Origin of the sequence: Pseudomonas sp. C1C7, from assembly GCF_013359595.1 — a bacterium.
In the GTDB taxonomy this organism is placed as follows: domain Bacteria; phylum Pseudomonadota; class Gammaproteobacteria; order Pseudomonadales; family Pseudomonadaceae; genus Aquipseudomonas.
The window spans coordinates 116090-135500 of the sequence record NZ_JABFMP010000016.1; the positions used below are offsets into that span (position 1 = coordinate 116090).

Consider the following 19411-nt stretch of genomic DNA (forward strand, 5'->3'; position numbering starts at 1 on the left):
ACCCGTGTCCCTGATAGCTTCTGACCACTTCCGCATCGTTGTCGGCCTCGGCAAGAGCGGCATGTCCCTGGTTCGCTTCCTGGCGAACCGGGGCGTGGCGTTTGCCGTGGCCGATACGCGGGAAAATCCACCGGAACTGGCCACGCTCAAGCGTGACTATCCGCACGTGGAAGTGCGTTGTGGCGAGCTGGATGTCGAATTCCTGTGCCGTGCCGACGAGCTCTACGTGAGCCCCGGTCTGGCGCTGGCGACTCCGGCCCTGCAGGCCGCCGCTGCCCGTGGCGTGAAGCTGTCCGGCGACATCGAGCTGTTCGCGCGTAACGCGAAGGCGCCGATCGTGGCCATCAGCGGTTCCAACGCGAAAAGTACCGTGACCACTTTGGTCGGCGAGATGGCGGTCGCGGCCGGCAAGCGCGTCGCCGTCGGCGGCAACCTCGGCACGCCGGCGCTGGACCTGCTGCGCGACGACGTCGAGCTGTACGTGATGGAGTTGTCGAGCTTCCAGCTGGAAACCACCGACCAGCTCAACGCCGAAGTCGCGACCGTACTCAACATCAGCGAAGACCACATGGACCGCTACAGTGGTCTGCCGGCCTACCACCTGGCCAAGCACCGGATCTTCCGTGGCGCGAAGCAGTTCGTGGTCAACCGCCAGGATGCCCTGAGCCGTCCGCTGATGGGCGAAGGTCAGCCTTGCTGGACCTTCGGCCTGACCAAACCGGACTTCAAGGCGTTCGGTCTGCGTGAGGAAGACGGCGAGAAATACCTGGCCTTCGAATTCCAGAACCTGATGCCGGTGCGCGAGCTGAAAATCCGCGGCGCCCACAATCAGTCCAACGCCCTGGCGGCCCTGGCCCTCGGTCATGCGGTCGGCCTGCCGTTCGATGCCATGCTCTCGGCCCTGCGCAACTTCGCCGGGCTCGAACACCGTTGCCAGTGGGTCCGTGACCTGGATGGCGTCGGCTACTACAACGATTCCAAAGCCACCAACGTCGGCGCCGCCCTGGCTGCCATCGAAGGCTTGGGTGCGGACATCGACGGCAAGATCGTGCTGATCGCCGGCGGCGACGGCAAGGGTGCCGAATTCAAGGATCTGCGTGCTCCGGTGGCCGCCAACTGCCGCGCCGTCATTCTGATGGGGCGTGATTGCGACAAGATCGGTGAAGCCATTGGCGACGCCGTACCGCTAATTCGCGCAGGCTCTCTGATCGAAGCCGTTGAACAATGCCGCGCCGCTGCCCAGCCGGGCGATGTGGTGCTGCTGTCGCCAGCCTGCGCCAGCTTCGACATGTTCAAGAACTACGAAGACCGTGGTCACCAGTTCGTCCGCGCCGTGGAGGTTCTGGCATGAGCCTGAAGGGCATCATCAAGCCGTATCCATCACCGCTGATTACCGGACGCGGTATCGATCTCGACTTCCCGATGCTCGCCGGTTGCCTGGCGCTGCTGGGTCTCGGCCTGATCATGATCGCCTCGGCATCGACCGAAGTGGCGGCCGTGCAGTCGGGCAGCCCTCTGTACTACATGATTCGCCACCTGATCTACGTGGTGCTGGGCCTGGGTGCCTGCGTCGTCACCATGATGATTCCGATCGCCACCTGGCAGCGCCTGGGCTGGTTGATGCTCATTGGTGCCTTCGGCCTGCTGGTGATGGTGATCATCCCGGGCATCGGTCGTGAGGTGAACGGTTCGATGCGCTGGATCGGTTTCAGCTTCTTCAACGTACAGCCGTCCGAAATCGCCAAGGTGTTCGTGGTGATTTATCTGGCTGGTTATCTGGTACGTCGCCAGAAAGAAGTGCGTGAGAGCTGGATGGGCTTCTTCAAGCCGTTCATCGTGCTGTTGCCGATGGCGGGTCTGCTGCTGATGGAGCCGGACTTCGGTGCCACCGTCGTGATGATGGGCGCCGCGGCGGCGATGCTGTTCCTCGGCGGGGTCGGGCTGTTCCGATTCTCCCTGATGGTGGTGTTGGCGGTGGGCGCCGTGGTGCTGTTGATTCAGATGCAGCCCTATCGAATGGCGCGTCTGACCAACTTTGCCGACCCTTGGGCCGACCAGTTCGGTGCCGGTTATCAATTGTCCCAGGCCCTGATCGCTTTCGGTCGCGGCGAGTGGCTGGGCGTTGGCCTGGGCAATAGCGTGCAGAAGCAGTTCTACTTGCCGGAAGCCCACACCGACTTCGTGTTCTCCGTCCTTGCCGAAGAGCTGGGCGCCGTGGGTTCGCTGTGCACCGTCGCGCTGTTCGTCTTCGTCTGTATTCGCGGCATGTACATCGGCCTGTGGGCCGAAAAAGCCAAACAGTTCTTTGCCGCCTACGTCGCTTACGGTCTGTCGTTCCTGTGGATTGGTCAATTTTTGATCAATATCGGGGTGAACGTCGGCCTGCTGCCGACCAAGGGCCTGACCTTGCCTTTCCTCAGTTATGGCGGCAGCTCGCTGGTGATCTGCTGTGCCTGTCTGGGGCTGTTGCTGCGTATCGAGTGGGAGAGTCGAACCCACCTGGGCAGCGAAGAGATGGAATTCCATGAGAGCGACTTCGCCGAGGAGCCGAATCATGGGCGCTAACGTATTGATCATGGCCGGCGGTACCGGCGGCCACGTATTCCCGGCGCTGGCCTGTGCCCGCGAATTCCAGGCGCGCGGTTATACCGTGCACTGGCTCGGCACGCCGCGCGGCATCGAAAACGAACTGGTGCCGATGTCCGGCATCGAACTGCACCGGATCAACGCCAGCGGCCTGCGGGGCAAGGGCAAGCTGTCGCTGCTCAAGGCACCGTTCATGTTGCTCAAGTCGGTCTGGCAGGCACGGGCGATCATTCGCCAGTTGCAGCCGGTCTGCGTGGTCGGATTCGGTGGTTATGTGACCGGTCCTGGCGGTGTCGCCGCCAAACTGGCCGGCGTGCCGGTGATCGTTCACGAACAGAACGCCGTGGCCGGTACCGCCAATCGGTTGCTGGTGCCGTTGGCCGCTCGAGTCTGTGAAGCGTTCCCCGACACCTTTACCCTGTCGAGCAGCCGACGGACCACCGGTAACCCGGTGCGCACCGAGCTGTTCCTCGAAACACCGCGGCCCGCCCTGGGCGGTCGCAAGGCGCGTTTGCTGATCCTGGGCGGAAGCCTGGGGGCAGAGCCGTTGAACAAGTTGCTGCCTGAAGCCCTGTCGCAAGTCGCTCCCGACCTGCGCCCGGAAGTGTTCCATCAGGCCGGCAAAAAACACGATGAAGTGACTGCAGAGCGTTATCGCGCGGCTGGCGTGGAGGCGCAGGTGCAGCCTTTCATCAAAGACATGGCCCAGGCCTATGGCTGGGCCGACCTGGTGGTGTGCCGCGCAGGCGCGCTGACCATCAGTGAACTGGCTGCCGCCGGTCTGCCCTCGATGCTGGTGCCCTTGCCCCACGCGATCGACGATCACCAGACCCGCAATGCCGATTATTTGGCCCGTGAAGGCGCTGCCTTCCTGATGCCGCAAAGAACGACCGGTGCAGCGGATCTTGCCGCTCGCCTGACAGAGGTCCTGATGCAACCGCAACGACTGAACGATATGGCCACTGCGGCCCGCCGCCTGGCCAAACCCGATGCCACCCGTAACGTGGTCGATACCTGCCTGGAGGTGGCCCATGGTTGAGAATCAGAAAGCCATGCCACAACCGGAAATGCGCCGCATCCGTCGCATCCACTTCGTCGGTATCGGCGGCGTGGGCATGTGCGGGATTGCCGAAGTGCTGCTGAACCTGGGCTATGAAGTGTCAGGTTCCGACCTCAAGGCTTCGCCGGTGACCGAGCGCCTGGAATCCTTCGGTGCACACATCTATATCGGCCACCGCGCCGAGAACGCCGCTGCTGCCGATGTGCTGGTGGTGTCGAGCGCCGTCAACACCTCCAACCCGGAAGTCGCCAACGCCCTGGAGCGCCGCATCCCAGTGGTGCCGCGCGCCGAGATGCTGGCCGAGCTGATGCGCTATCGCCACGGTATCGCCGTCGCCGGTACCCACGGCAAAACCACCACCACCAGCCTGATCGCGTCGGTGTTCGCCGCCGGTGGCCTGGATCCGACCTTCGTGATCGGTGGCCGTCTGAATGCCGCGGGCACCAACGCCCAGCTTGGCACCAGCCGTTACCTGATCGCCGAGGCCGACGAAAGCGATGCCAGCTTCCTGCACCTGCAGCCGCTGGTTGCTGTGGTCACCAACATCGATGCCGACCACATGGCAACCTACGACGGTGACTTCAACAAACTGAAGAAAACCTTCGTCGAATTCCTCCACAACCTGCCGTTCTATGGTCTGGCCGTGGTCTGCCTGGACGACCCGGTCGTGCGCGAAATCCTTCCGCAGGTCAAGCGTCCGACCGTGACCTACGGTTTCGGCGAAGACTGCGACGTGCGCGCCATCAATGTACGCCAGCAGGGCATGCAGACCTTCTTCACCGTGCTGCGCCCGGATCGCGAGCCGCTGGATGTCTCGGTGAACATGCCGGGCAACCACAACGTACTCAACGCGCTGGCGACCATCTGCATCGCCAGCGACGAAGGCGTCAGCGATGAAGCCATCGTCCAGGGCCTGTCCGGCTTCCAGGGCGTCGGTCGGCGCTTCCAGGTCTACGGTGAACTGCCGGTCGAAGGCGGCAACGTGATGCTGGTCGACGACTATGGCCACCATCCGACCGAAGTCGCGGCGGTGATCAAGGCCGTGCGCGGTGGCTGGCCGGAGCGCCGTCTGGTGATGGTCTACCAGCCGCACCGCTACAGCCGTACCCGCGATCTGTACGACGATTTCGTCAATGTATTGGCCGACGCCAACGTCCTGCTGCTGATGGAAGTCTATCCGGCCGGCGAAGAGCCGATTCCGGGTGCCGACAGCCGCAAGCTGTGCAACAGCATCCGCCAGCGCGGCCAGCTCGACCCGATCTACATCGAGCGTGGCATCGACCTGGCACCACTGGTCAAGCCGCTGCTGCGTGCCGGCGACATCCTGCTGTGCCAGGGCGCCGGTGATGTCGGCGGTCTTGCTCCGAGTTTGTTGAAGAGTCCGTTGTTCACCGGCGCCGTGGCTGCGCCGGTCGAGGGGAAGTTGAAATGACCGCTGCCTACGCCAACCTCGTCTCCACCGTCGCGCCGAAGGATTTCGGCCGCGTCGCCGTGCTGTTCGGCGGCAAGAGTGCCGAGCGCGAAGTCTCCCTGAAATCGGGCAACGCTGTCCTCGACGCGCTGCAGAGCGCCGGTGTGGACGCGTTCGGCCTCGACGTCGGCGATGACCTGCTGCAGCGTCTGCTGAATGAAAAAATCGACCGCGCCTTCATCATTCTCCACGGTCGTGGCGGTGAAGACGGCAGCATGCAGGGCCTGCTCGAATGCCTGGGCATTCCCTACACCGGCAGCGGCATCCTGGCCTCGGCCCTGGCCATGGACAAGCTGCGCACCAAGCAGGTCTGGCACAGCCTGGGTATTCCGACCCCGCGTCACGCCGTGCTGAGCAGCGAGGCCGATTGTATTTCCGCGGCTGCGGAACTGGGCTTCCCTTTGATCGTCAAACCGGCCCATGAAGGTTCAAGTATCGGGATGGCCAAAGTGACTTCCGCGTCCGAGTTGATCGACGCCTGGAAAGCGGCCAGTACCTACGATTCGCAAGTGTTGGTCGAGCAATGGATTCATGGTCCGGAGTTCACCATCGCCACCCTGCGTGACCAGGTGTTGCCTCCGATTGCCCTGGGCACGACCCACAGCTTTTACGACTACGACGCCAAGTACATCGCCAACGATACCCAGTACCGCATTCCGTGCGGGCTGGACAGTGCCAAGGAAAAGGAACTCATGGACCTCACGGCGAAAGCCTGTGAGGCGCTGGGTATCGCCGGTTGGGGCAGGGCGGACGTGATGCAGGACGCCGACGGGCAGTTCTGGTTCCTGGAAGTCAACACCGCACCGGGCATGACCGATCACAGCCTGGTGCCGATGGCGGCTCGCGCCGCCGGTCTGGATTTCCAGCAACTGGTTCTGGCCATTCTCGCCGAAAGCGTTGCCCGCAACGCCGCCGGCAAGCAAGAGCCGCGAGGTTAAGACCATGCAAGGCGCACAGTTGAGACATCAGCCTCCCGCTACCGGCCGCAAGCCGGTGCCACGGGGTGCCAGCCGAATGGTGGCCAAAGAGCCGATGTCCGCGCGCCTGCCCAAAGCCAATTTCGGCTTTCTGAAAAGCCTGTTCTGGCCGGTGCTGCTGGTGGCATTGGGGTTCGGTACTTACGAAGGCGCGCAGCGTTTGATGCCGTACGCCGACCGACCGATCACCAAGATCAACGTTCAGGGCGACCTGAGCTACATCAGCCAGCAGGCGGTGCAGCAGCGAATCGCCCCGTACGTGGCGTCGAGCTTCTTCACCATCGACCTTGAGAGCATGCGCACCGAGCTGGAACAGATGCCATGGATCGCCCATGCCGAAGTGCGCCGGGTATGGCCGGATCAGGTGGTGATTCGCCTCGAAGAGCAACTGCCGGTTGCGCGCTGGGGCGATGAATCGCTGTTGAACAACCAGGGTCAGGCGTTCACTCCGCGTGAACTGGCCAATTACGAACACCTGCCGCAGTTGTTCGGCCCACAACGGGCCCAGCAGCAGGTGATGCAGCAATACCAGGTACTGAGTCAGATGCTCAGGCCGCTGGGCTTCTCCATCGCACGTTTGGAGTTGCGTGACCGAGGCAGCTGGTTCCTGACCACCGGCCCCGGCAGCGCGGGCCCCGGCATCGAGCTGCTGCTCGGACGCGGCAACCAGGTAGAAAAGATGCGCCGTTTCATCGCCATCTACGACAAGACGCTTAAAGAACAGATTACGAACATTGCGCGCATCGATCTGCGCTACGCCAACGGCCTGGCTGTTGGCTGGCGGGAACCTGTAGCGCCTCCGGCAGCCCAACCCGCTGTCGCGAAGAATTAAGAAGAGGCAGGACCCATGGCAAACGTGCAAAGCGGCAAAATGATCGTCGGTCTCGATATCGGCACCTCCAAGGTGGTGGCGCTGGTAGGCGAGGTCGAGGATAACGGCGCGCTGAATATCGTCGGGATCGGTACGCACCCGTCCCGTGGCCTGAAGAAAGGCGTGGTGGTGAACATCGAGTCCACCGTGCAGTCGATCCAGCGCGCCATCGAAGAAGCGCAGTTGATGGCTGGCTGCCGCATCCACTCGGCCTTCGTTGGCGTGGCCGGCAATCACATCCGCAGCCTCAACTCCCACGGCATCGTGGCGATCCGTGATCGCGAAGTCAGCTCCGCCGACCTGGAGCGCGTTCTGGACGCCGCCCAGGCCGTGGCGATTCCCGCTGACCAGCGCGTCCTGCACACCCTGCCGCAGGACTACGTGATCGATAACCAGGAAGGCGTTCGCGAGCCTCTGGGCATGTCCGGCGTGCGTCTGGAAGCCAAGGTCCACGTGGTCACCTGCGCCGTCAACGCCGCACAGAACATTGAAAAATGCGTGCGCCGCTGCGGCCTGGAAATCGACGACATCATTCTCGAGCAACTGGCGTCCGCGTACTCGGTACTGACCGACGACGAAAAAGAGCTGGGCGTGTGCCTGGTGGACATCGGCGGCGGCACCACCGACATCGCGATCTTCACCGAAGGCGCGATCCGTCACACCGCGGTGATCCCGATCGCCGGCGATCAGGTGACCAACGACATCGCCATGGCGTTGCGCACCCCGACCCAGTACGCCGAAGAAATCAAGATTCGCTATGCCTGCGCCCTGGCCAAGCTGGCCGGTGCCGGTGAAACCATCAAGGTGCCAAGCGTTGGCGACCGTCCACCGCGCGAGCTGTCCCGTCAGGCCCTGGCCGAAGTGGTCGAGCCGCGTTACGACGAGTTGTTCACGCTGATCCAGGCCGAACTGCGCCGCAGCGGCTACGAAGACCTGATCCCGGCCGGCATCGTGCTGACCGGCGGTACCGCGAAGATGGAAGGCGCCACTGAACTGGCCGAGGAAATCTTCCACATGCCGGTACGCCTGGGCGTGCCGCACGGCGTGAACGGTCTGGATGACGTGGTGCGCAACCCGATTTATTCCACTGGCGTTGGCCTGTTGATGTACGGCCTGCAGAAACAATCCGATGGCATTTCGTTCTCGGGTATCGGCAGCCGCGACAGCTACAGCAACGAAGAGCCGAAAGGCGCCTTGCTCGATCGCATCAAGAGCTGGGTCCAGGGGAATTTTTAAAAGCAGCTTCAAGCCGCAAGCTTCAAGCGGCAAGAGCAAGCAGTAGAAGCAAAAAGCAGCAAAAGCAGTAGGCGAAAAAACTAGAGAACGTAAAGGAGAGGGAAAATGTTCGAACTCGTAGACAACATCCCCGCAAGCCCGGTCATTAAAGTTATCGGTGTAGGCGGTGGCGGCGGCAACGCCGTGAATCACATGGTCAAGAGCAACATTGAAGGCGTCGAATTCATCTGCGCCAACACTGATGCCCAGGCGCTCAAGAGCATCAGCGCGCGGACCATCCTGCAACTGGGTACCGGCGTGACCAAAGGTCTGGGCGCCGGCGCCAACCCTGAAGTAGGTCGTCAGGCCGCTCTCGAAGATCGTGAGCGCATCGCCGAAGTCCTGCAGGGCACCAACATGGTGTTCATCACCACCGGCATGGGTGGCGGTACCGGTACCGGTGCTGCGCCGATCATCGCCGAAGTGGCCAAGGAACTGGGCATCCTCACCGTTGCGGTGGTGACCCGTCCATTCCCGTTCGAAGGCCGCAAGCGTATGCAACTGGCCGACGAAGGCATTCGTCTGCTGTCCGAAAGCGTCGACTCGTTGATCACCATTCCCAACGAGAAGCTGCTGACCATCCTGGGTAAAGACGCCAGCCTGCTGTCGGCTTTCGCCAAGGCTGACGATGTACTGGCCGGTGCCGTTCGCGGTATCTCCGACATCATCAAGCGTCCGGGCATGATCAACGTCGACTTCGCCGACGTGCGTACCGTGATGAGCGAAATGGGCATGGCGATGATGGGTACCGGCTGCGCCAGCGGTCCGAACCGTGCACGCGAAGCCACTGAAGCGGCCATTCGCAACCCGCTGCTCGAAGACGTGAACCTGCAAGGTGCACGCGGCATCCTGGTGAACATCACTGCCGGTCCTGACCTGTCCCTGGGTGAGTACTCCGACGTGGGTAGCATCATCGAAGCCTTCGCTTCCGAGCATGCAATGGTCAAGGTCGGTACCGTTATCGATCCGGACATGCGCGACGAGCTGCACGTGACCGTGGTTGCCACCGGTCTGGGCGCGAAAATCGAGAAGCCGATGAAGGTGATCGACAATACCGTTCACACCACCATGGCCCCACAGCCACAACAACAGGCCCCTGTTCGTCAGGAAGCTCCGGCGGTGAACTACCGTGACCTGGACCGTCCGACCGTCATGCGCAACCAGGCTCAGGCCGGTGCTGCGGCTGCCGCGAAGCTGAATCCGCAGGATGATCTGGACTACCTGGACATCCCGGCTTTCCTGCGTCGTCAGGCCGATTGATGAAATGTATCAGGGCTATGAAGGTGATTGGTGTTCAGCAAAGGCGTGGTCTGCTATCATCGCCAGCCTTTGTTGATACCAGTTCGCAAATTGCGCTGAAGCGGCCCAAGCCATGATTAAACAACGCACACTGAAAAATATTATCCGTGCCACAGGTGTAGGCCTGCACTCCGGGGAAAAGGTTTACCTGACCCTCAAGCCTGCACCGATCGACACCGGAATCGTCTTTCGCCGTGCCGACCTCGATCCTGTGGTCGAGATCCCGGCTCGTGCAGCCAACGTCGGCGAGACAACCATGTCGACGACGCTGGTCAACGGTGACGTGAAAGTGGATACGGTTGAGCACTTGCTCTCGGCCATGGCTGGCCTGGGCATCGATAACGCCTACGTCGAGCTCTCCGCGTCCGAAGTCCCGATCATGGATGGTAGCGCTGGACCCTTCGTATTTCTGATTCAGTCGGCTGGCCTGGAAGAACAGGACGCCGCCAAGAAGTTCATCCGCATCCTGCGGGAAGTGACAGTGGAAGACGGCGACAAGCGCGCCACTTTCGTCCCTTTCGACGGGTTCAAGGTGAGCTTCGAGATCGATTTCGATCACCCGGTTTTCCGTAACCGCACACAAAGTGCAAGCGTGGATTTTTCCAGCACTTCGTTCGTAAAAGAAGTCAGCCGCGCCCGCACCTTTGGTTTCATGAGTGACATCGAGTACCTGCGCAAGCACAACCTCGCACTCGGCGGCAGCGTTGAAAACGCGATCGTGGTTGATTCCGATGGCGTACTGAACGAAGACGGCCTTCGCTATGAAGACGAATTCGTGAAGCACAAGATTCTCGATGCAATTGGTGACCTCTACCTGCTGGGCAACAGCCTGATTGGTGAGTTCAAGGGCTTCAAGTCCGGCCACGCACTGAACAACCAGCTGCTGCGCAAGTTGATTGAGCAGACAGATGCCTGGGAAGTCGTGACGTTTGAAGACGCCAGCACTGCACCGATCTCTTACATGCGCCCTGTTGCGGCCGTGTAAGTAAAAAACCTCTCTAGTTTTTTAAAGGCTGCCTTCGGGTGGCCTTTTTTTATACCTGTGATTTCATGGCTGTACGCTTCAAAAAGTAGGCGCTGGCGAAGGCTGCGATCTTTTGATCCTGTTTTTGAAATCAAATGATCGCAGCCTTTGGCAGCTCCTACAGGGATTTGGTGATTCAGGTTTCGCTGACCACCTGATTACGCCCGCCATCCTTGGCCTGGTACAGCGCCTTGTCCGCCGCAAACAGCAATTGCTCCAGGCTGATATCGCTGGCGGTGGTCCAGGTGCTGATGCCGATGCTTACCGTCATGGGCCGCTCATCACCGGCGACCACCGGCAATTGCTCGACCTGTTCGCGAATACGCTCGGCGATCTGCCGGGCGCCATCGTTGTCGGTTTCCGCCAGGATCACCGAAAACTCCTCGCCCCCATAACGGGCCACCAGGTCGGTCGGGCGGTGGACGTTGGCGCTGATGACCTCGGCCAGCGAGCGCAAGGCTTCATCGCCCGCCGGGTGGCCGTGGCGGTCGTTGAAGGCCTTGAAGTGGTCGGCATCGATCATCAGCACCGACATCGGTTTGCCGGAGCGCTGTGCGCGGAACCATTCGTGGCGCAGGGTCTGATCGAGGGTTCGGCGGTTGGCCACGCCGGTCAGGGCGTCAGTGGCAGCCAACTGCTCCAGCTCCTTCTCGATGCAGTGGCGCAGGCGCAGTTCGCGGCAGAGCAGCCAGGTCAGCCACAGCAACGCCAGGCACAGCACCCCGGTGGCACCGCTGATGACAATCGCCGTGCGTTTCCAGGCCGCGAACACTTCATCGCCGGACAGGGCGACGATCACCGTCAGCGGCAGGTTGCCGACCCGGCTGAAGGTGTACAGGCGTTGTCGCCGGTCAACACTCGACACGCTGTCAAAGCTGCCGCTGCGCTCCTGCAACATGCGCACGACGTTGGGCCGGCCGGCGTAGCTCTTGCCGATGGAGCTGCCTTGCAGAAAAGGCTTCTGGGCCAGCAGCACGCCGTCGTCGTTGATGATGGCCAGGGTGCTGTCGGTGCCAATGTCGAGGCTGTTGAACAGCTGCTCGAAGTACTCCAGACGCATCGAAGCCACCGCGACGCCCAGGAACTCACCGCTGGCCGAAGACACGCGTCGGCTGAAGCTCATCTGCCATTCGTCGTTGAACTCGCAGTCGCAGCGGGTCTTGTACGGACGGCTGATGAACAGGCCGACGTCGCGGTTGAAGGCATGGGCGAGGAAGTATTCCCGGTCGGCGAAGTTGCCCGGTTTGGGCTCGATCAATGAGGAGTCGGCGAGCACCTCGCCATGCTTGTCGAGCAACAGGATGTCGCTCTTGAAACGCGCCGTGGCGGAGCGGTCGAACAGCACCAGTTGGCGAACCTGCGCCGACACCTGCTTGAGATCGTCCCGTTGCGCGGCGGCGATCAGGCCTTGCAGGGTCAGGTCGTAGAGTTCCACCGTGCGCAGCACATCGGCGTCGATCAGTTGCGCGATGGTGGTCGCGCTGCGTGTGGCGGTCTGGTGAGCGTTGGCGCGTTCGCGAATCAGCAGAAAGGTGACGATGGCGATGATCGCGATGACGGTCAGGCTGCTGCCGAGAATCACCAGAAGCTCGGGCCGCCCGGCGCTGCTTGCACGTTGAGGGGTACGGCGTACGGTCATGGGGCACAGGTCTGCGGGAATGACTGACTAAGCGTAGTCCCATACCCCGATCCCTGTAGGAGCGAGCATGCTCGCGATGGAAGACGAAGCACCGCGGGGTGTCAGGTTTCCAGTGTTATCGTTCGCGACCCTCGCGAGCAAGCTAGCTCATACAGGGAATGCGCATCCTTGCGAGTCCGGTAATAACAGACGAAAAAAAGGCCGCTGGTGAGGGCGGCCCTGGAGACAATTTTCACGGGAAAGAGCCGTGAAAATGTCGGGGGAAACGGGTGCGATGCGCGGGGATCAGCTGTCCTTCAGGACTTCGCCACGGGCTTGGGAACTGGAGGCCTGCGGGGCTTGAGTGGCTTGCTGGGCCTTGGCCGTCATCTCGGTCTGGTGCTCTTCGTAAGCGGCGGCGCGTGCGGCGTTCTGGGCGACGAACGCTTGCGACTCTTCAGCCATGACGAAAGGAGAAGCGATCAACGAGGACAAAACGAAAGCGCTGGCAATACCCATACTGTTGGACATCTTTAAAACCTTCTTGCTTGGCAAGTGCTGTTTGGTGCGAGCAAAGATAAGGATGTCGGCGGTCTGGAAAAAGAGCGGATTCATGAAATGACTGTTACGTGAAAAGCAAAGATCGCAGCCTTCGGCGCGCTTACATTGAAATGCGTTTCCCTGTAGGAGCTGCCGAAGGCTGCGATTTTTTGATCTTCTCAAACCGGCAAATGAATCCCGAAGGTATTCATCCCGTGGTCACTGCGCACAAACACATCCCCGCCATGCATCAACGCGATCGCCTTGACGATCGCCAGCCCCAGGCCGTGGTTGTGCCCGCTGTTGCTGCGCGAAGCATCGACCCGGTAGAAACGCTCGAACAGCCGTGACAGGTGTTCGTTGGCAATCGGCGAACCGGGGTTGGCCACGCCGATGCTGACCCGATGCTCCTCGGCCTGGATCTGCACCTGAATCACCTGGCCCGGCTCGGTGTGCTGCACCGCGTTGTTCAGCAGGTTGATCAGCGCCCGCCGCAGATGGGCGATCTCGATTTCCACCTGGGCATCGCCGCTGACCTGCACCTGAACCTGGGCATCTTCGAGGATGAAGTCCAGGTACTCCAGGGTCGTCGCCACTTCATCGGCCAGGGACGTGGAGGTGAGTTTGGTCGCCTTGCTGCCCTGGTCCGCGCTGGCCAGAAACAGCATGTCGTTGATGATCGAGCGCAGCCGCTCAAGCTCCTCAAGGTTCGATTGCAGGACCTCGAAATAATGTTCCGCCGAACGCCCACGGGTCAGTGCCACCTGGGTCTGGCCGATCAGGTTGGTCAACGGCGAGCGCAGTTCATGGGCGACGTCGGCGTTGAAGGATTCGAGCCGCGAGTAGGCCTGCTCGACCCGTTCCAGGGTGGCGTTGAACGAGTTGACGAACTGATTCAGTTCCGGCGGCAACGGCGACAGTCGCAAACGTCCGGAGCGCAGCGGCGGCGCCAGGCGCTGGGCTTCCTGGGACAGTTTGATCAGCGGCTTGAGGCCGATCCGCGCCACCCAGTAACCCAGGGCCGAGGCCAGCAGCACGCCGACAATCGCCAGGCTGATCAGGGCGATCAACAGCTGATGCTGGGTGTGGAAAAACGTCTCGGTGTCGATACCGATCATGAAGCGCAACGGCGGTCGCTGGTCCTTGGCCGGGAACTGGCTGACCAGCACTTTGAGCGGGTAGGGCTGGCCGGGCAGGGACATGTCGCGCATGCCCAGGGGGCCCTCGGCGAACTTGCGGATCTGCGGTGTCAGGTTGCCGTATTCGTAGTGAGGATCGCCGCTGGTGATCCAGAAACTGATGCGCTTGTCCTCTTCGCCGAGCAGCTTGAGCTTGTTGTTGATCTTCACCCAATGCTCCGGCGTGCCGTAGCGGCCAACCGTGGATTCGAGCACGCTGTAACGCGCATCCAGTTCGGCTTCGGGGAGCAGCCCCAGGCCCTTGTCGACCTGCTGGTACAGCGCCCAGCCGATCAACAGGAACACCAGCAGCGCCACCAGGGTGAACATGCCGCTCAGGCGCAGGGCGATGCTGTTACTGGACACCACGGCTCTCCAGCACATAACCCATGCCACGGATGGTGTGCAGCAGTTTTTCATCGAAGGGGCCGTCGAGCTTGGCCCGCAGACGCTTGATCGCGACTTCGACGACATTGGCGTCGCTGTCGAAATTGATGTCCCAGACCATCTCGGCGATGGCGGTTTTCGAGAGGATTTCGCCTTGGCGGCGGGCCAGCACGCTGAGCAGCGAGAACTCCTTGGCGGTGAGGTCCAGGCGGGTGCCGGCGCGGGTGGCCTTGCGGCTGATCAGGTCTATCCACAGGTCGGCGATGCTCACCTGCACCGGTTCGTGGCCGCCACTGCGACGGGTCAGCGCCTGCAGGCGGGCCACCAGTTCGAGGAAGGAAAAGGGTTTGCCCAGGTAATCGTCGGCACCGTCGCGCAGGCCCTTGATGCGGTCTTCGACGCGCTCGCGGGCGGTGAGCATGATCACCGGCGTCTGTTTGCGCGCACGCAGGGCGCGCAGTACGCCGAAGCCATCGAGGCCCGGCAGCATCACGTCGAGGACGATCACCGCGTAGTCGCTTTCCAGCGCCAGGTGCAGGCCTTCCACGCCATCGCGGGCCAGGTCCACGGTGTAACCCTGTTCCGTCAGGCCGCGGTGCAGATAGTCCGCGGTTTTTTCTTCGTCTTCGATAATCAGGACACGCATGACCCCGCCTCAGTCTGTGGTCGCCAGCGCCGGTAAGGACGTGGTTTTGGGCCGATGAAATAGCCGCTCGAGCCATAAGTATATGACTGGCGTGGTGAACAGCGTCAGCGCCTGGCTCACCAGTAGGCCGCCGACTACCGCGATCCCCAAGGGTTGGCGCAACTCGGCGCCGGTGCCGTAGCCGAGCATCAGCGGCAGGGCGCCGAGCAGGGCGGCGAGGGTGGTCATGATGATCGGCCGGAACCGCGTCAGGCAGGCCTGGAAGATCGCTTCCTCGGGAGGCAGGCCGCCCTTGCGCTGCGCCTCCAGGGCGAAGTCGATCATCAGGATGCCGTTCTTCTTGACGATGCCGATCAGCAGCACCAGGCCGATCAGCGCCATGATCGAAAAGTCCTGGCCGCAAACCCAGAGCATGATCACCGCACCAAGGCCCGCCGCCGGGAGGGTCGAGATGATGGTCAGCGGGTGCACGAAGCTCTCATAGAGCACGCCGAGAATGATGTACACCGCCACCAGCGCCGCGAGGATCAGCCACGGCTGACTGGCCAGCGAGCTCTGGAACGCCTGGGCCGCGCCCTGGAAGTTGCCGCTGATCGCCACCGGCATGCCGATGTCGGCCTTGGCCTGGTCGAGCATGATCACCGCATCGCCCAGTGCCACGCCGGGAGCGAGGTTGAACGACAGGTTGGCGGCCGGGAACATGCCGTCATGGGCGATGGACAGCGGGCCGACGGTGGGCGCATCGAAGCGGGCCAGCGCCGACAGCGGCACCATCTCGCCACTCAACGGCGAGCGCAGGTAGAAGTAGTTGAGGCTTTCGGCCTTGCCACGCTGTTTGGTGTCCAGCTCCAGGATCACGTTGTACTGGTTGACCTGGGTCTGGAATTCGTTGATCTGCCGTTGGCCGAAGGCGTCGTACAGCGCTTCGTCGACATCGCTGGCGGTCAGGCCGAAGCGTGCCGCGGCACTGCGGTCGATGCTGATGTGAGTGATGCTGCCGCCCAGCTGCAAGTCGTTGGAAACGTCGCGGAACGCCGGGTTGCCGCGCAGTTTTTCCGTCAGGCGCTGGGTCCAGGTGCTCAGCACGGCGCCGTCGTTGCTCTTGAGCACATACTGGTATTGGGCGCGGCTCGGGCCAGAGCTGAGGTTGATGTCCTGGCCGGCGCGCAGGTACAGGACGATGCCCGGGACTTTCATCAGTTGCGGGCGAATCCGGTCGATGAACTGACTGGCAGACACATCGCGGTCGCCGCGTTTTTTCAGGGCGATCCAGAAGCGGCCGTTGGCGATGGTCTGGTTGCTGCCCGACACGCCGACCGAGTGCGAGAACGCCTGGACCGCCGGGTCGGCGGCGACGATTTCGGCCATCGCCAGGTGTTTTTTCACCATGTCGCCGTAGGAAATATCCGCAGCCGCTTCGGTGGTGCCAAGGACGAAACCGGTGTCCTGCACCGGGAAGAAGCCCTTGGGAATGAAGATGTATCCGCCGACGGCCAGGGCCACCGACAGGCCGAAGATGCCGAGCATCAGTTTCTGATGCACCAGCGCGCGGCGCAGGCCTTTCTCATACAGGGCCAGCAGGCGTTCGCCGAAGCCCGGTTTAGCGTGGGCATCGTGCACCGGGGCGCGCATGAACAGCGCGGCCAGGGTCGGCGCCAGGGTCAGGGACACCACCACCGAAATCAGAATGGTCGAGGTCGCGGTCAGGGCGAATTCCTTGAACAGCCGCCCGACCACGCCGCCCATGAACAGCAGCGGAATGAACGCCGCCACCAGCGAGAAACTGATCGACACCACGGTGAAGCCGATCTCCCCGGCGCCCTTGATCGCGGCCTCGCGCATACCGTCGCCGGCCTCCAGATGCCGGTGAATGTTCTCCACCACCACAATCGCATCGTCGACCACGAAGCCCACGGCGACCACGATCGCCACCAGGGTCAGGTTGTTGAGGCTGAACCCCATGACGTACATCAGGGCGAAACTGGCAACCAGCGAAACGCCGAGCACCGCCGACACAATCAGCGTCGCCGACAGCTGGCGCAGGAACAGCGCCATCACCGCCACCACCAGCATGATGGCGATCAGCAGGGTGATTTCCACTTCATGCAGCGAGGCGCGGATGGTCTGGGTGCGGTCGATCAGGGTCTTGACCTGCACCGAGGCCGGCAGCATTGCTTCCAGGCCCGGCAGTGCGGCCTGAATGCGGTCCACGGTCTCGACGATGTTGGCCCCCGGCTGGCGGAAGATCACCAGGTTGACCCCAGGCTGCGAACCCGCCCAGGCCTGGACGTAGGCATCTTCCGAACCGTTGACCACTTTGGCCACGTCCTTGAGGTGGACCGGTGCACCGTCCTTGTAGGAAACGATCAGCTGGCTGTAGTCCTCGGGGTGGAACAGCTGGTCGTTGGTGGACAGGGTGGAAATGCTCGACTCGCCGTACAGCGCGCCCTTGGCCAGGTTGAGGCTGGTCTGCTGGATCGCCAGACGGATATCGGCCAGGGTCAGGCCGATGGCCGCCAGTTTGTCCGCCGAGACCTGGACGCGAATCGCCGGACGTTGCTGACCGGTGATGTTGACCTGTCCTACACCGTCGATCTGACTGATCTGACGGGACAACAGGGTTTCCGTCAGGTCACTGAGTTCGGGGCCGGGCATCAGCGACGAGTTGACGCTGAGGATCAGCACCGGGCTGTCAGCCGGGTTGACCTTGCGCCAGGTCGGCAGGTTCGGCATGTCCTTGGGCAGCTTGCCGGCGGCGGTGTTGATCGCCGCCTGCACTTCCTGGGCGGCGGTGTCGATGCTCTTGTCGAGGGTGAATTGCAGGGTCAGGTTGGTTGAGCCCAGCGCGCTGCTCGAGGTCATCTGGGTCACGCCGGGAATAGCGCTGAACTGCACTTCCAGGGGCGTGGCTACCGACGACGCCATGGTTTCCGGGCTGGCGCCGGGCAGTTGCGCCGCCACCTGGATGGTCGGGAATTCCGCCTCGGGCAAAGGCGCCACCGGCAGTCGCGGGAAGGCGATGACGCCCAGCAGCACCAGGGCGAAGGTCAGCAGCACCGTGGCTACCGGGTGGTCGATGCACCAGGCCGATACCGAGCCGTGGCCTTTCATTGCGCGGCCTCCGATTGCACCACCTGCGCGGGCTCGGTCAGCACTTGCACGGTGGATCCGGGCTTGAGCCGCGACTGGCCGTCGCTGACCAGCACGTCACCGGGCTTCACGCCCTTGATGATGTTCTGGCCGCTGGTCTGGTAGACCATTTCCACCGGCACCGTTTCCACCTTGTCGCCCTGGACGCGGTAGACGAACGGCTGATCCAGGCCGCGCTGTACGACAGTGGGCGGCACCACCAGCGCATCCTTGTCGAGGGCTGTCTGAATTTTTACCGTCACCAGCAGGCCCGGCCATAGCTTCTGCGAGGCGTTGTTGAATTCGGCCTTGGCGCGGATGGTCCCAGTGTTGGCGTTGATCTGGTTGTCGATCAGGGTCAGGTGGCCCTCGCCCAACAGGTTGCCGGTTTCACCGTCGGTGTCGGCCCCGATGTAAGCCTTGACCGGGGCGTGTTGCGGATCGCTGATCAAGCCCTGCAGGGTCGGCAGCATCTGTTGCGGCAGGGAGAATTCCACGGCGATCGGGTCGATCTGGGTGACGGTGAACAGGCCCTGGGTGTCGGTCATGCGCAGGAAGTTGCCTTCGTCCACCGTGCGAATCCCGACGCGACCGGTGACCGGGGAGCGAATCTGGGTGTAGGACAGTTGCACCTGAGCGGCGTCGATCGAGGCCTGGTTGCCCTGGGCGGTGGCCTTGAGTTGGTTGACCAGCGCCTGTTGCTGGTCGTAGGTCTGTTTGGAGACGCCGTCGTCGACGCTCAGCAGTTTGTAGCGCTTGAGGTTGACCAGGGCCACTTGCAGCTGCGCCTGGCTCTCGCCCAGTTGCGCCCTGGCCTGATCGAGGCTGGCGCGGATCGAGCGGTCGTCGATGGTGGCCAGCAGGTCGCCCTTGGTTACCAGTTGGCCTTCCTTGACCATGATCCTGGTCAGGATGCCGTCGATCTGCGGACGGACCACGACGCTGTGCAGCGACAGCACCGAGCCGATGCCGCTGACGTAGCGGGGCACGTCTTTTTCGGCGACGTTGATCACCCGCACCGGGATGGCGTTGGGCGCGGCGAGTTTGGTCTTGGCGGGTTTGGTGGCATACCACAGGCCCAGCGCTGCCAGGAGGATCAGAAGGGCGACGAGCAGGACGGGCTTTTGCTGGATTCGCATTCGGGAGAGGCGCCAGGGCAGGGTTTATAGGGTTGGTATGTTCCTTTATAAACCTGTTTGGGGGTCAGGAAGGTGACTGCTAACTGACGGCGTTGTCAGTTTTCTCTGCGCTTTGGTCTTGGCGGCCTCTGGGCCGACCAGGGGGTGGGGGATTGGGGGCATATCCGATGCTGCGGTAACGGCCGCTTTCTTTGTTTCGGCCTGGCGGCCG

Annotated in this window: 15 protein-coding genes; 9 read left to right on the forward strand and 6 right to left on the reverse strand. The window is 62.4% G+C overall.

From position 1 onward, the window contains the following. Positions 1-4: 4 nt before the first annotated feature. From murD to lpxC, 9 genes are all read left to right on the forward strand, one after another. On the forward strand, positions 5-1351 hold the full coding sequence (gene murD / locus HNO86_RS15470; RefSeq protein ID WP_175377806.1) for a UDP-N-acetylmuramoyl-L-alanine--D-glutamate ligase: 1347 nt from the start codon (positions 5-7) through the stop codon (positions 1349-1351). Continuing rightward, positions 1348-2565 carry a putative lipid II flippase FtsW gene (gene ftsW / locus HNO86_RS15475; RefSeq protein ID WP_372242535.1) on the forward strand — a complete coding sequence of 406 codons (1218 nt, stop codon included), beginning with the start codon at positions 1348-1350 and terminating at the stop codon, positions 2563-2565. The genes murD and ftsW overlap by 4 nt, the downstream gene beginning before the upstream one ends. Further along, positions 2555-3625, forward strand: a complete 1071-nt coding sequence (murG, locus tag HNO86_RS15480; protein ID WP_175377807.1) for an undecaprenyldiphospho-muramoylpentapeptide beta-N-acetylglucosaminyltransferase — start codon at positions 2555-2557, stop codon at positions 3623-3625. The genes ftsW and murG overlap by 11 nt, the downstream gene beginning before the upstream one ends. Then, the gene (gene murC, locus HNO86_RS15485) at positions 3618-5078 is read left to right on the forward strand and encodes a UDP-N-acetylmuramate--L-alanine ligase (protein WP_175377808.1); all 1461 of its coding nucleotides are present in this window, start codon (positions 3618-3620) and stop codon (positions 5076-5078) included. The genes murG and murC overlap by 8 nt, the downstream gene beginning before the upstream one ends. Then, complete coding sequence (locus tag HNO86_RS15490) at positions 5075-6055, forward strand: D-alanine--D-alanine ligase (RefSeq protein WP_175377809.1); 981 nt, start codon at positions 5075-5077, stop codon at positions 6053-6055. The genes murC and HNO86_RS15490 overlap by 4 nt, the downstream gene beginning before the upstream one ends. A gap of 4 nt (positions 6056-6059) precedes the next feature. Next, on the forward strand, positions 6060-6926 hold the full coding sequence (locus HNO86_RS15495; RefSeq protein ID WP_175377810.1) for a cell division protein FtsQ/DivIB: 867 nt from the start codon (positions 6060-6062) through the stop codon (positions 6924-6926). A 15-nt stretch (positions 6927-6941) separates the two neighbouring features. Then, positions 6942-8201, forward strand: a complete 1260-nt coding sequence (gene ftsA / locus HNO86_RS15500) for a cell division protein FtsA (protein ID WP_175377811.1) — start codon at positions 6942-6944, stop codon at positions 8199-8201. 105 nt (positions 8202-8306) lie between these two features. Then, entirely contained in the window at positions 8307-9500 is a 1194-nt protein-coding gene (ftsZ, locus tag HNO86_RS15505) for a cell division protein FtsZ (protein WP_175377812.1), read from the forward strand. A gap of 112 nt (positions 9501-9612) precedes the next feature. Next, positions 9613-10524 carry a UDP-3-O-acyl-N-acetylglucosamine deacetylase gene (gene lpxC / locus HNO86_RS15510; protein ID WP_175377813.1) on the forward strand — a complete coding sequence of 304 codons (912 nt, stop codon included), beginning with the start codon at positions 9613-9615 and terminating at the stop codon, positions 10522-10524. A 175-nt stretch (positions 10525-10699) separates the two neighbouring features. On the opposite strand, the gene HNO86_RS15515 is transcribed toward lpxC, so the two are convergent. The 6 genes from HNO86_RS15515 to HNO86_RS15540 form a co-directional block, all read right to left on the reverse strand. Further along, positions 10700-12202 (reverse strand): sensor domain-containing diguanylate cyclase, encoded by a 1503-nt coding sequence (locus tag HNO86_RS15515; RefSeq protein ID WP_175377814.1) that lies wholly within the window; start codon positions 12200-12202, stop codon positions 10700-10702. A gap of 285 nt (positions 12203-12487) precedes the next feature. Further along, positions 12488-12712, reverse strand: coding sequence for a hypothetical protein (locus HNO86_RS15520; RefSeq protein ID WP_175377815.1), 225 nt, complete (start codon positions 12710-12712; stop codon positions 12488-12490). A 188-nt stretch (positions 12713-12900) separates the two neighbouring features. Beyond that, positions 12901-14265 (reverse strand): heavy metal sensor histidine kinase, encoded by a 1365-nt coding sequence (locus tag HNO86_RS15525; protein ID WP_175377816.1) that lies wholly within the window; start codon positions 14263-14265, stop codon positions 12901-12903. Beyond that, the gene (locus HNO86_RS15530; protein WP_007916978.1) at positions 14255-14932 is read right to left on the reverse strand and encodes a heavy metal response regulator transcription factor; all 678 of its coding nucleotides are present in this window, start codon (positions 14930-14932) and stop codon (positions 14255-14257) included. Before HNO86_RS15530 ends, HNO86_RS15525 begins: the two co-directional genes overlap by 11 nt. 9 nt (positions 14933-14941) lie before the next feature. Further along, complete coding sequence (locus HNO86_RS15535; protein WP_175377817.1) at positions 14942-18043, reverse strand: multidrug efflux RND transporter permease subunit; 3102 nt, start codon at positions 18041-18043, stop codon at positions 14942-14944. Further along, the gene (locus tag HNO86_RS15540; protein ID WP_175377818.1) at positions 18040-19200 is read right to left on the reverse strand and encodes an efflux RND transporter periplasmic adaptor subunit; all 1161 of its coding nucleotides are present in this window, start codon (positions 19198-19200) and stop codon (positions 18040-18042) included. Before HNO86_RS15540 ends, HNO86_RS15535 begins: the two co-directional genes overlap by 4 nt. Positions 19201-19411 lie beyond the last annotated feature (211 nt).

Coding starts and splice junctions, on each gene's coding strand:
- HNO86_RS15495 (WP_175377810.1), top strand. CDS start 6,060: ATGCAAGGCGCACAGTTGAGACATCAGCCTCCCGCTACCGGCCGCAAG.
- lpxC (WP_175377813.1), top strand. CDS start 9,613: ATGATTAAACAACGCACACTGAAAAATATTATCCGTGCCACAGGTGTA.
- murC (WP_175377808.1), top strand. CDS start 3,618: ATGGTTGAGAATCAGAAAGCCATGCCACAACCGGAAATGCGCCGCATC.
- HNO86_RS15540 (WP_175377818.1), bottom strand. CDS start 19,200: ATGCGAATCCAGCAAAAGCCCGTCCTGCTCGTCGCCCTTCTGATCCTC.
- murG (WP_175377807.1), top strand. CDS start 2,555: ATGGGCGCTAACGTATTGATCATGGCCGGCGGTACCGGCGGCCACGTA.
- ftsA (WP_175377811.1), top strand. CDS start 6,942: ATGGCAAACGTGCAAAGCGGCAAAATGATCGTCGGTCTCGATATCGGC.
- HNO86_RS15530 (WP_007916978.1), bottom strand. CDS start 14,932: ATGCGTGTCCTGATTATCGAAGACGAAGAAAAAACCGCGGACTATCTG.
- HNO86_RS15535 (WP_175377817.1), bottom strand. CDS start 18,043: ATGAAAGGCCACGGCTCGGTATCGGCCTGGTGCATCGACCACCCGGTA.
- HNO86_RS15490 (WP_175377809.1), top strand. CDS start 5,075: ATGACCGCTGCCTACGCCAACCTCGTCTCCACCGTCGCGCCGAAGGAT.
- HNO86_RS15520 (WP_175377815.1), bottom strand. CDS start 12,712: ATGTCCAACAGTATGGGTATTGCCAGCGCTTTCGTTTTGTCCTCGTTG.
- ftsW (WP_372242535.1), top strand. CDS start 1,348: ATGAGCCTGAAGGGCATCATCAAGCCGTATCCATCACCGCTGATTACC.
- ftsZ (WP_175377812.1), top strand. CDS start 8,307: ATGTTCGAACTCGTAGACAACATCCCCGCAAGCCCGGTCATTAAAGTT.
- HNO86_RS15515 (WP_175377814.1), bottom strand. CDS start 12,202: ATGACCGTACGCCGTACCCCTCAACGTGCAAGCAGCGCCGGGCGGCCC.